Below are 11,074 nucleotides of genomic sequence, written 5' to 3' on the forward strand. Positions count from 1 at the left end.
GGCCGGGCACGTCCCGCACCGAAAAACACCCGACCCGAAAAACACCCGCCCCGAAAAACACCCGCACCGAAAAACACCCGCCCGGGAATCCCGGACGGGTGTTTTGCGGAAGAGGATTAGCCGAAGTACTTCGGCAGGGTCCCTTCGTGGGCTTCCTTCAGCTCCGCCAGCGGCAGCGTGAAGAGGCTCTGGAAGTCCAGCGCCTCGATCTCGGTATCGACGACGCCGATTCGCGAGTGCGCGAAGCCGCGCGCGCTGCACATGTCAGTGAACCGGACCTCTTCGCTGCGGGCCACGGAGACCACGGCGCGGGCCTGGGACTCGGAGAACAGCAGGGTGAACAGGTCCACGCCGTCGCGCTCGGCCACTTCATCCAGGCCGATCCGGGCGCCGACGCCGAAGCGCAGCGCCATCTCGGACAGTGCAGCAGCAAGCCCGCCCTCGGAGAGATCGTGCGCGGAGTCGATCATGCCGTCGCGGGAGGCGTTGATCAGCAGGTCGCCGAGCAGCTTCTCCGCCTGCAGGTCCACCTTCGGCGGCTGGCCGCCCAGGTGGCCGCGCAGGTTCGCGAATTCGGAACCGTCCAGCTCATCCCGGGTGACGCCCATCAGGTAGATGGCCTGGCCGTCTTCGCGCCAGCCCGACGGCGTGCGCCGCGCGACGTCGTCGAACACGCCCAGCACGCCGACCACGGGGGTCGGGTGGATGGCGACGCCGCCGGTCTGGTTGTAGAGCGAGACGTTGCCGCCGGTGACCGGGACGCCGAGTTCCTGGCAGCCGTCGGCCAGGCCGCGGACAGCCTCGGCGAACTGCCACATAACCTCGGGATCCTCGGGGGAACCGAAGTTCAGGCAGTCGGTGACGGCCATCGGGCGGGCGCCGGAGGTGGCGACGTTGCGGTAGGACTCGGCGAGGGCCAGCTTGGCACCCTCGTACGGGTTCAGGTAGGTGTAGCGTCCGTTGGCGTCGGTGGAGATCGCCACGCCCAGGCCGGTTTCCTCGTCAACGCGGATCACGCCGGCGTCGTCCGGCATGGCCAGGGCGGTGTTGCCCTGCACATAGCGGTCGTACTGGTCGGTGACCCAGGACTTGTCGCACATGTTCGGAGAAGCCATCAGTTCCAGGATGGCCTGCTTCAGGGCGTCGCCGCCGGCCGGGCGCTCCGCGGCGAAGGAGTCGGCCTGCAGGCCGTCCTGCCATTCCGGGCGCTGGAACGGACGGTGGTAGACAGGTCCCTCGTGGGCAACGGTGCGCGGGTCGACGTCGACAATCGTCTCGCCGTCCCAATCGATGATCAGCCGGCCGGTGCCGGTAACTTCACCGAGCCAGGAGTACTCGACGTTCCACTTGTCCATGATCGCCTCGAACGCCTCAACGTTCTCCGGCGTCACCACGGCCATCATGCGTTCCTGCGACTCGGACATCAGGATTTCGCCCGGGGTCAGGGTCGGATCGCGCAGCAGGACCTTGGTCAGCTCCACGTGCATGCCGCCGTCGCCGTTGGAGGCCAGTTCCGAGGTGGCGCAGGAGATGCCGGCGGCACCGAGGTCCTGGATGCCCTCGACCACGGAGGCCTTGAACAGTTCCAGGCAGCACTCGATCAGGACCTTCTCGGCGAACGGATCGCCCACCTGCACCGCGGGGCGCTTGGAGGGCTTGGCGTCGTCGAAGGATTCGGACGCCAGCACGGAGGCGCCGCCGATTCCGTCGCCGCCGGTGCGCGCACCGAAGAGGACCACCTTGTTGCCGGTGCCGGAGGCGTTGGCCAGGCGGATGTCCTCGTGCCGCATCACGCCGACTGCCAGCGCGTTGACCAGCGGGTTGCCCTGGTAGACGGAGTCGAAGACGACTTCGCCGCCGATGTTCGGCAGGCCCAGGGAGTTGCCGTAGCCGCCGATGCCGGAGACGATGCCGTGCACCAGGCGCGCGGTGTCCGGGTGGTCGATCGCGCCGAAGCGCAGCGGATCCATCACGGCAACCGGGCGGGCGCCCATGGAAATGATGTCGCGGACAATGCCGCCGACGCCGGTCGCGGCGCCCTGGTAGGGCTCCACGAAGGACGGGTGGTTGTGGGATTCGACCTTGAAGGTCACGGCCCAGCCGTCACCGATGTCGACGACGCCGGCGTTCTCGCCGATGCCGACCAGCAGGTGTTCCTTCATCTTCTCGGTGACCTTCTCGCCGAACTGCGAGAGGTGCACCTTGGAGGACTTATAGGAGCAGTGCTCGGACCACATGACCGAGTACATGGCCAGCTCGGCGGCGGTGGGGCGGCGGCGGAGGATTTCGACGACGCGGTTGAATTCGTCTTCCTTCAGGCCCAGTTCAGCCCAGGGGAGCGCCGTGTCCGGGGTGGACGCGGCGTGCTCGACGGTGTCGATGTTGAACTTCTTCTGCTCAGCGGTGGAGCCTGCGGAAACGGTCATTATTTGCCTCCGGCAACGAGCGAGGTGAGTACTGAGGTGAAGATGCCGATTCCGTCGGTGCCGCCGCCCAGGGGCACGTCACCGTACGCGGAGGAATCCGGGCCGAAGCCGGCTTCGATGGCGTGCTCGGGGTGCGGCATGAGGCCGACGACGTTCCCGGCAGCGTTGGAAATGCCGGCGATGTCGCGGCGCGAGCCGTTCGGGTTGAAGCCGTCGTAGCGGAAGACCACGCGGCCTTCGCCCTCCAGCTCATCCAGGGTCTTCTCATCCGCGACGTACTGGCCGTCCTGGTTCTTCAGCGGAATGACCATGCCGGCGCCGTGTCCGTACCCGGAGGTCCAGGCGGTGGAGTTGTTTTCCACCCGCAGCAGCTGGTCGCGGCACATGAACTTCAAGTGGTCGTTCTTGATCATCGAGCCGGGCAGCAGGTGCGCCTCGGTGAGGATCTGGAAGCCGTTGCAGATGCCCAGGACGGGCATACCGCCCTTGGAAGCGTCCACGACCTTCTCCATCAGCGGGGCGAACCGGGAGATGGCTCCGGCACGCAGGTAATCCCCGTAGGAAAAACCGCCGGGAATGACGACGGCGTCGACGTCGTGCAGGTCTGCGTCGCCGTGCCAAAGTTCGACGGCGGTGCCGCCGGCCAGGCGCACGGCCCGGGCAGCGTCGCGGTCATCAAGGGTGCCGGGGAAAGTGATCACGCCGACGCGGACCGCGCGCAGGGCGGAGTCTTCCGGCGCGGCGGAGTAATCGCCGATCAGCGGGGTGCTCAAAATCAGACCTCCGAGATAACTTCGACGCGGGTGACGTCTTCGATAACGGGGTTGGAGAGCAGTGTGGCGGCCGCGGTGCGGGCCTGCTCCAGGATTTCCGGGGTGACGTCGCCGTCGACGGTGAGTTCGAAGCGCTTGCCCTGTCGGACTCCGGTGAAGCCGGTCAGGCCCAGCCGGGGAAGTGCGCCGGCAATTGCTTTGCCCTGTGGATCCAGGATCTCGGGCTTGGGCATAACGTCAACAACGATCCGGGGCATCGGGGTAACTCCTGTGAATGAAAGGGTGGCCGCGGATGTGCCGTCTCACGCTGATTCAGCGCTCCGCGAGCTTGCCGTTTCATTCTAAGGCTATGGCTCTGTATCCGGCGCATCCGTGGCGCCCTGATGAAGACACCGGAAGGTGCCCCTCCCCGGGCTGGGAGGGGCACCTTCCGCTGGGTTCCGGGGCCCTGAAATCCCGGACCCCGAGGCCGTTGCGGGCGCTGCGGTGTTGGCTAGGCCGGCAGTTCGATTTGGAACCCGCAGGCGCAGCGCAGGATGCTGGTTTCCAGCCGGACGTCCGGCATCTCCTCATCCTGTTCGGTGCTGAGCGGTTCAAAAATCGAAAGGGTGCGGCTGTCCTTCGGCTGCATCGGCTCGCCGCAGTGGAGGTACTCCGTCTCGGACGGCGCGGAAACCGCGCGCCGTGCCCACAGCGGGGAATGCCGGACGGGGTGCCCGTAGAAGCGGTCGCATTCGGTGCAGGTGTAGCTGATTTCCAGGAACTCGGCTGCTTCCGCGGTCGTCGAGGGTTCGACTGACTCAATGATCAAGTACTCATCTGTTCCGCAGTAGGAGCACCATGGCGCCAGCTCGGCGGGAGCTTCCGCGGCGGCCGGAACGGCCATCATCCGCGGGTCTTCGGGTGTTGCTTCGATCGACAATCTGGGTTCCTCCGGTGTTGCCGGCGCCCTCACAGGCGCAGTCCGTGTCGTGGATAGTAAGCAAGCTGATTCAATAATAGAACATTCTGGCGGGAACACGGAAAATAGCATGACCTGCCTCACAGTCGGTAGGGTGAAGCGGTGAAACTCGTCGCCGCCAAACCCTCGGTTGTCCGCCGGTCCATGAACATCTGGCCGCCCTTTGCCTGCTCCGGCATCCGGATCACCGAGCTGCCGGCGGACTTTATGTCCGCGACCGTCCGGCTGCGCCTGCGCTGGTGGAACCGCAACGTGGCGGGCGTGCACTTCGGCGGGTCGCTCTTTGCCATGACCGATCCGTTTTGGATGATGCTGCTGCTCCGGCACCTGGGCACGGACCACATCATCTGGGACCGCGCGGCGGAGGTGGACTTCGTGAAGCCGGGCAAGGGCGATGTCTACGCCCACTTCCGCATCACCGTGGAGGATCTCGACCGGCTCCGGGAAGAAGCCGCCGGCGGAGCCAAGGTCCTGGAATGGTTCACCGCGGAGGTCAAGGACGCCGACGGCGACGTCGTCGCCCGGGTGCGCAAGCAGGTCTATATCCGCCGCAAGCGGGAGGCTCCGGCGTCGGCTGGAGCCGCTACTGCATCCCCGCCGCGCCGAGCAGCCCGCTAAGCGCATCCCAGCGGCTGATCTGGCAGCCGTCGCTATTGGCGAACGCGGCGTCAACTTTTTCTCCGGCCACCGTTCCGGTGACGGTGGCCCGCTGCGGGCCGCCGTACTGCATGGTGCAGGCAACGTCCGGGCCGGGTTCAGCCATCAGTGCCGTGCCATGCTCGGCCAGGGCGGCGCAGGCGGCCGCGGGATCCGGTGCGCCGGAATCGCCAACCGGCGCCGCGCCGTCGCACTCCAGGGTCCAGGTGTCAGCGACGGCCTCTCCGTCGGGCATCAACTCCACGGTCAGCGACGTTGCGGCGCCGGCCGGGGCGGGTGAGGCCGATGGGGAGGCCGTGACTGCCGGGGAGGAAGCGGACGACGGCGTACCCGGGGTGCCCGGGGCGGACTCGCCGCAGCCGGCCAGGGCCAGCGCGGCGGCAGCGAGCAGAAGTACGGTGCGGGGCAGACGAATCGTGTGCGGCATCGGTGCGGCCTCCCTGGATGGATTGGGTACAGCCTAGCCGCTAGCCGTCCAGCTGCTCCTGGAAGGGTTCCAGCAGTTCCAGGATGCGGGCCCGCAGGTGCTGCGATTCCTCGGTGAATGCCCGTTGCGCGGACGCGTACCGCGCCCGCCCGGCCGGCGTCTCCACCGGGATCGCTTCATAGCCCCAGTCCTGCAGATCGTAGGGGGAGGCGCGCATATCCATTTCCCGGATCCGCCAGGCCAGTTCAAAGCAGTCCATGACCAGTTCGCCGGGGAGCAGGGGTACCAGCTTGTAGGCCCACTTATACAGGTCCATGTTGGCGTGCAGGCAGCCGGGCTGCTCCAGGTCCCGCTGGTTCTCGCGGCTCGGAGTGAGCTCGTTCAGGCTGACGGCCTGCGGCGCATAGAAGCGGAAGGCGTCGAAGTGCGTGCAGCGGATCCGGCTTTGTTCCACCAGCTCATCGGTGCCCTCCGCACCCAGGCGCAGTCCCAGGTATTCGTGGCGGATCCCGTTGACCTCGGACTTGTAGGCCATCGCCCATTCGTGCATGCCGAAACAGCCCAGCGATGGTTTCCGTGCCGCCGTCCGGGAGAGCAGCATGCGGGTGAATTCCACCGCCGGTCCGCGGGCCGCCGTGAACGCGCCCAGGTCCACCGTGACAGCAGTCATGGCGGGCTCCAGTCCTGCGCCCGCACGTTCTTCGTCCGTGAGCGGCCGGTAGAACTTCCAGTCCAGCCGCTGCGCCGCCGCCGGTCCGGTGAGCACTACGCCGGCGCCCGGATGCCAGCGCAGCAGTTGCCCTGGTTTTTGTGAGTAGTAGGTAAAGAGGAAGTCTTCCACTGGGTGCTTCCTGCCTGCCGAGCGGCGCTGCAGGTACCCGTCCGTGAACGGGTGGACCCGTTGCTCGTAGGCAGCCTGCCGGGGGAGCCACTGGTCCTCGGAGAGGATCGTTGAGGCGGGAGAGTGTTGCACACTGCCCATTATCCCTGCTGGGGCTCCTGGGTTGCCTGGATGAGCCGGCGCATCGTGGCGTTGAGCTCCAGCACCTGATCGCGGGTGAGCTGGAGGCGTTCCATCATGGCGCCCGGAACGTCCACCGCCTTGTCCCGCAGGGCCCGGCCGGCGTCGGTCAGGTCCACAGCGAGGGCACGGTCGTTGCCCGGGGCGCGGTTCCGGCTCACAAGCCCGGCACTCTCCAGCCGCTTGAGCATGGGGGAGAGGGTGGCTGGATCCATCAGCAGGGTATCGCCGAGGTTGCGGACCGTCCGCGGGCTGCCCTCCCAAAGTGCCAGCAGGACAAGGTACTGGGGGTGGGTGATGCCCAGTTCCTCCAGCACCGGACGGTAGGCTCCGACGACGGAACGCGAGGCCACGGACAGGGCAAAGCAGAGCTGGTGTTCCAGCAGCAGGTCCTCTGCCTGGTTCACGGCGTCCTCATCTTTCTCGAATCCTTAGTGCACTAACAGTTAGCGTACTATAGGTTCCGGATACTCCTTGGAAGGGACATCAGATGGCAGGCAAGGGAAGCTTAACCGACCGGTTTATGCGGGCAACGGGCAAGGCCCGGATGATTTTCGGTCCGGCGCAGAGGTCGTCGGTGAACCACGCCATGACCGAGGACAACAAGCGGCTTCTCGAGGCCCAGCAGGCCGAGGAAAAGGCCAAGTGGGAGACCGTCACGCGTGCGGACGGCAGCAGCTACATCCTGCCCCGCAAAACCAGCTGACACCCGGACGGGCCACCCCCGTCCGAACCCCCGCACGGAGTTTATGTGCAGGGGGTTCCGCCGAAGTGCCGGATACCTATCCTTAAGGGACAACCTTGCCCCTGAAGGAGAGGTTCGAAATGGCAACCATCATGCCGGACCCGGGCAGCGGCGGTGAACCACGCCTGCCCCGCGACGAAATTCCCGAAGCAACGGAATTCGACGACTCGGAGATCGTCGTCGAAACCGACAGCGAGGGACACCATTACGGGGTGGACCGTGACTACGTGGAGGGCAAGCCGCACCGCGAGCCTGCCGAGCCTGTGGTCTATAAGGACTACTTCCACGCGCCGGTTTTCCGCGAGCACATGTACTGACTACACCTGTATTGGGCCCGGAGACAGCAAAGGGCGCCCGGTAACCGGACGCCCTTAGGGTTCTGTGCCTGCCTAGCGGCCGGTGCCGCCGTACACGGTGGCCTCGGATTCGCCGTCGAGCCCGAAGGCGGCGTGGACCGCGCGGACCGCGTCGTCCAGCAGGGCTGCGCTGGTGACCACGGAAATGCGGATTTCCGACGTCGAGATCATGTCGATGTTGACGCCCGCCAGGTGCAGCGCCTCGAAGAACCGGTGCGAGACGCCCGGGTTGGAGCGCATGCCGGCGCCGATCAGGGAGAGCTTGCCGATTTGCTCGTCGTAGTCGATGGTGTCAAAGCCGACTGCGTCCTTGGCGGCATTGAGGGCTGCCATGGCTTCCTGGCCGTCCACCATCGGAAGGGTGAAGGAGATGTCCGTCCGGCCCGAGCCCTTGGTCGAGACGTTCTGGACGATCATGTCGATGTTCGTGTTCGCGCCGGCGACGATGCCGAAGATCTCCGCCGCCTTGCCGGGGATGTCGGGAACGCCCACCACGGTGAGCTTGGCTTCGGAGCGGTCATGCGCGACGCCGGAAATGATGGGCTGTTCCAAGGGTTCTCCCTCTTGAATCTTGATCTTGTCGTCGGGGCTGGGCAGCACCCAGGTCCCTTCGTTCTGGCTAAAGGAGGAACGGACGTGCAGCGGCACACCGAAACGCCGGGCATATTCCACGCACCGCAGGTGCAGGATCTTGGCGCCTGAGGCCGCCATTTCCAGCATTTCCTCGCTGGAGATCTTGTCGATCTTCTGCGCATTGTGCACCACGCGGGGATCCGACGAGTAGATGCCATCCACATCCGTGTAGATCTCGCAGACGTCGGCATCGAGCGCGGCGGCCAGGGCGACGGCGGTGGTGTCGGAGCCGCCGCGGCCCAGGGTGGTGATGTCGTGGCTGTCCCGGCTCATGCCCTGGAACCCGGCGACGATCGCGACGTCGCCCTTCTCGATGGCGGTTTTGATCCGGTGCGGGGAGACATCGATGATCCGGGCCTTGCCGTGGATGGCGTCGGTGATCATGCCGGCCTGGCTGCCGGTGAAGGACTGCGCCGAGGCGCCGAGTTCGTTGATGGCCATGGCCAGCAGTGCCATGGAGATGCGTTCGCCTGAGCTGAGCAGCATGTCCATTTCACGCGGGTGGGTTCCGGCGGTGATCTGCGCGGCCAGGTCCAGCAGCTCATCGGTGCTGTCACCCATGGCGGAGACGACGACGATGACGTCGTTCCCGGCGCTTTGGGTGTCCACCACGCGCTTGGCAACGCGCTTAATGCCCTCGGCGTCCGAAACGGAGGAACCGCCGAATTTCTGCACTATCAGGCTCATGCGTTCACGCTCTCTGGAACTCTTCTAAGTTGCTACCCGGCAACGTGGCACCGCGCCGGCACTAAATATCCGTGGAAAAGGCCGCTCCCGGCGGCCGATCTTCAAAGTCTATAGCGGGCCTCTTCGGCACCGAAATGCCATCGAAATGCCGCTCAACTTCTCCTTAACGATCTCATGCCGGGCCGTGGCCGTGATGGCGGTCCCGCTGGCAACTCATCTGCGCGGCGTTGCCTAATGAGCGGGTGCGGGCTCGCCGCGCATATAGGCTGACCGGATGGGGACTACAGAGGCCGGCGGCATCACCGCTGAAGGCGTTCAACGCAGCTTTGGGGCGGTTCAGGCCGTCCGGAACATGGATTTCACTGCGCCGCCGGGGGCTGTCACCGCCTTGATCGGGCCGAACGGTTCCGGGAAGACCACGCTGCTGCTGATCCTGGCGTCGCTGCTGGCCCCCGATGCGGGCACGGTCCGTATCAACGGCGCCGATCCGCTGGCTGATCCGCAGGCTGTCCGCCGCTCGGTCGGCTGGATGCCGGACACCCTCGGGGTCTGGGACTCCCTGACGGCCACCGAAATCCTGGTGACCGTGGGCAAGCTCTATGGCCTGGCCCCGGCAGCAGCTGCCGCCCGGGCCGCCGAGCTCCTTGCCCAGGTGCGGCTCTCCGACTTCGCGGACAAGCCCGCCCGTGTGTTCTCCCGGGGCCAGCAGCAGCGCCTGAGCCTGGCCCGGGCCCTGATCCACGACCCCTCCGTGCTCCTGCTCGACGAACCTGCCTCCGGCCTGGACCCGGGCTCCCGGGTTGACCTGCGCCTGCTCCTGCGCCGCCTGGCCGCGGAAGGCAAGACCATCCTGGTGTCTTCCCATGTGCTGTCCGAACTGGACGAAATGGCTGACCGGGCGGTGTTTGTCTCCGGCGGCAAAACAGTCAAGACCCAGACCCTGGACGAGGCCGGCAACCAGCTGCGGTGGTACGCCATTCGGGCGGGAAAGACCGGCGATCTCCTGCACGCGCTGGATAGCCGCGGGCTTCAGCCGCTGGCCGACGACGGTCCCCGGAGGGGCCAGGTGCGCGTTCAGCTGGCCGGCGAGGACCAGGCGGCGGCCCTGCTGCGCGAGCTGGTGCTGGAAGGCATCAATGTCTCGGCCTTCGCTCCGGCAACCGGCGCGCTTGAGGAAACCTACATGAGTCTGGAGGCTGAGAAGCCATGAGTGTGGCAGAGGCTTCCCCGCGGCAGGCTGGCCTGGGGTACTGGAACGGCGTCAGTGCGGTGTTCGCGCTGGAGACGAAGCAGCGGCTGCGGTCCCGCGGCTGGTACGTACTGCTCGGGGTGTGGTTTGTCGTCATCGGCCTGGTGGCTGCGTTTACCGCGTGGGTTTCCGGCGAGACGTCCGACGCCGGTCAGGTGCTTTTTGAACTGATGGTCGGCTTTGTGCTGTTCTTCGGACTGTTGGTCGCCCCGGCGCTGTCCGCGAACGCGGTCAACGGGGACCGGGCGGCAGGCACGCTGGCGGTGCTGCAAGTGACGCTGCTGCGGCCCGGCCAGCTCCTGGCCGGCAAATGGCTGGCGTCCTGGGTTGCCTCGCTGGGGTTCCTGCTCGCGAGCGTTCCCTTCCTTATCTGGGCCCTGGCCCTGGGCGGAGTTCATCCGGGCCAGGCGGCGGTATCCCTGCTGATGCTCGGCGTCGAACTGGGGGTGGTCTGTGCCCTGGGCGTGGCAGTGTCAGCATTGGCAAACCGTCCCCTGTTTTCGATTGTCATCACGTACCTGCTGGTGGCTTTGCTCTCGATCGGCACACTGATCGCCTTTGCGCTGGCGATGCCCCTGGTCAAAGGCACCGCCCAGGCGAACTACCCGCAGTACCCGCAATATCAGCCCTACTCGGACCCGAACGAGTTCAGCAACAGCTACACGTGCACCGGACCGCTGGTGGAAACGGAAGTCATCCACACCGAACGCTCCGCATGGCTGCTGGCGGCGAACCCCTTCGTGGTGGTTGCCGACGCCGTGCCGTACGGGTCCCGGGAATACGGCGGGGGTCCGATGGAAAGCATCAGCCAGACCGTGAGGTACGCGCAGGCCGGGCCGGAATACAACGGACCGCAGTGCATCAACGGTGAGGTCCGGGACTCCGGGGCACCGCCGGCGTCGTTCCCCATCTGGCCGCTGGGACTTGGCGTGCAGTGTGCCGGTGCTGCCGTGCTGCTGGCACTGGCCCGACGGCGGCTCATCACTCCGGCACGCCGGCTCGCCGCGGGTACGCGGATCGCGTAGCGGCCCGCTGGTTTACCCTGCGGGGCGGATTCCCTGGCTGGCCGCGGGGCCAGTTCCCCGCCGGGTTACGCCGTGGGCGGCCTACGCCCTGCCGGGTTACGCCGTGGGCGGCCT

General features: G+C 66.5%; 13 protein-coding genes. 5 read left to right on the top strand and 8 right to left on the bottom strand.

The features are described from left to right. Positions 1-116: 116 nt before the first annotated feature. The 4 genes from purL to RTN46_RS07435 all read right to left on the bottom strand — a co-directional run bounded on the left by purL (position 117) and on the right by RTN46_RS07435 (position 4,121). Positions 117-2,426, bottom strand: a complete 2,310-nt coding sequence (purL, locus tag RTN46_RS07420; RefSeq protein ID WP_312180237.1) for a phosphoribosylformylglycinamidine synthase subunit PurL — start codon at positions 2,424-2,426, stop codon at positions 117-119. Next, positions 2,426-3,202, bottom strand: coding sequence for a phosphoribosylformylglycinamidine synthase subunit PurQ (gene purQ / locus RTN46_RS07425; RefSeq protein ID WP_396157469.1), 777 nt, complete (start codon positions 3,200-3,202; stop codon positions 2,426-2,428). Before purQ ends, purL begins: the two co-directional genes overlap by 1 nt. Next, positions 3,202-3,456: a phosphoribosylformylglycinamidine synthase subunit PurS gene (gene purS, locus RTN46_RS07430; protein ID WP_312180238.1), complete on the bottom strand. Its 255-nt coding sequence runs from the start codon at positions 3,454-3,456 to the stop codon at positions 3,202-3,204. Before purS ends, purQ begins: the two co-directional genes overlap by 1 nt. A 236-nt stretch (positions 3,457-3,692) precedes the next feature. Beyond that, positions 3,693-4,121, bottom strand: a complete 429-nt coding sequence (locus RTN46_RS07435) for a hypothetical protein (protein WP_312180239.1) — start codon at positions 4,119-4,121, stop codon at positions 3,693-3,695. 141 nt (positions 4,122-4,262) lie between these two features. Between RTN46_RS07435 and RTN46_RS07440 the strand changes: the two genes are divergently transcribed. Further along, positions 4,263-4,778, top strand: a complete 516-nt coding sequence (locus RTN46_RS07440; protein ID WP_312180240.1) for a DUF4442 domain-containing protein — start codon at positions 4,263-4,265, stop codon at positions 4,776-4,778. On the opposite strand, the gene RTN46_RS07445 is transcribed toward RTN46_RS07440, so the two are convergent. Genes RTN46_RS07445 through RTN46_RS07455 form a run of 3 tightly spaced genes read right to left on the bottom strand, consistent with a single transcriptional unit; the run spans position 4,744 to position 6,672 of the window. After that, entirely contained in the window at positions 4,744-5,244 is a 501-nt protein-coding gene (locus tag RTN46_RS07445; protein ID WP_312180241.1) for a serine protease inhibitor, read from the bottom strand. The genes RTN46_RS07440 and RTN46_RS07445 overlap by 35 nt on opposite strands. A gap of 40 nt (positions 5,245-5,284) precedes the next feature. Continuing rightward, positions 5,285-6,226, bottom strand: coding sequence for a 3-methyladenine DNA glycosylase (locus tag RTN46_RS07450; protein WP_396157466.1), 942 nt, complete (start codon positions 6,224-6,226; stop codon positions 5,285-5,287). Beyond that, positions 6,226-6,672: a MarR family transcriptional regulator gene (locus RTN46_RS07455; protein ID WP_312180244.1), complete on the bottom strand. Its 447-nt coding sequence runs from the start codon at positions 6,670-6,672 to the stop codon at positions 6,226-6,228. Before RTN46_RS07455 ends, RTN46_RS07450 begins: the two co-directional genes overlap by 1 nt. 83 nt (positions 6,673-6,755) lie before the next feature. Between RTN46_RS07455 and RTN46_RS07460 the strand changes: the two genes are divergently transcribed. Together RTN46_RS07460 and RTN46_RS07465 are read left to right on the top strand one after the other, a co-directional pair. Continuing rightward, positions 6,756-6,971: a hypothetical protein gene (locus RTN46_RS07460; protein WP_312180246.1), complete on the top strand. Its 216-nt coding sequence runs from the start codon at positions 6,756-6,758 to the stop codon at positions 6,969-6,971. A 119-nt stretch (positions 6,972-7,090) separates the two neighbouring features. Continuing rightward, positions 7,091-7,327, top strand: coding sequence for a hypothetical protein (locus tag RTN46_RS07465; protein ID WP_312180247.1), 237 nt, complete (start codon positions 7,091-7,093; stop codon positions 7,325-7,327). A 72-nt stretch (positions 7,328-7,399) separates the two neighbouring features. Here the strand turns inward: RTN46_RS07465 and RTN46_RS07470 are convergent, their stop codons facing one another. Then, positions 7,400-8,686 (bottom strand): aspartate kinase, encoded by a 1,287-nt coding sequence (locus RTN46_RS07470; protein ID WP_312180248.1) that lies wholly within the window; start codon positions 8,684-8,686, stop codon positions 7,400-7,402. 274 nt (positions 8,687-8,960) lie between these two features. On the opposite strand from RTN46_RS07470, the gene RTN46_RS07475 reads away from it, so the two are divergent. Together RTN46_RS07475 and RTN46_RS07480 are read left to right on the top strand one after the other, a co-directional pair. Next, a complete protein-coding gene (locus RTN46_RS07475) occupies positions 8,961-9,896 on the top strand; it encodes an ABC transporter ATP-binding protein (protein ID WP_312180249.1) in 936 nt (311 codons plus the stop codon). Next, positions 9,893-10,960: an ABC transporter permease gene (locus RTN46_RS07480; protein ID WP_312180250.1), complete on the top strand. Its 1,068-nt coding sequence runs from the start codon at positions 9,893-9,895 to the stop codon at positions 10,958-10,960. Before RTN46_RS07475 ends, RTN46_RS07480 begins: the two co-directional genes overlap by 4 nt. Positions 10,961-11,074 lie beyond the last annotated feature (114 nt).

The organism is Arthrobacter sp. (assembly GCF_031988865.1).
Lineage (GTDB): Bacteria > Actinomycetota > Actinomycetes > Actinomycetales > Micrococcaceae > Arthrobacter_B.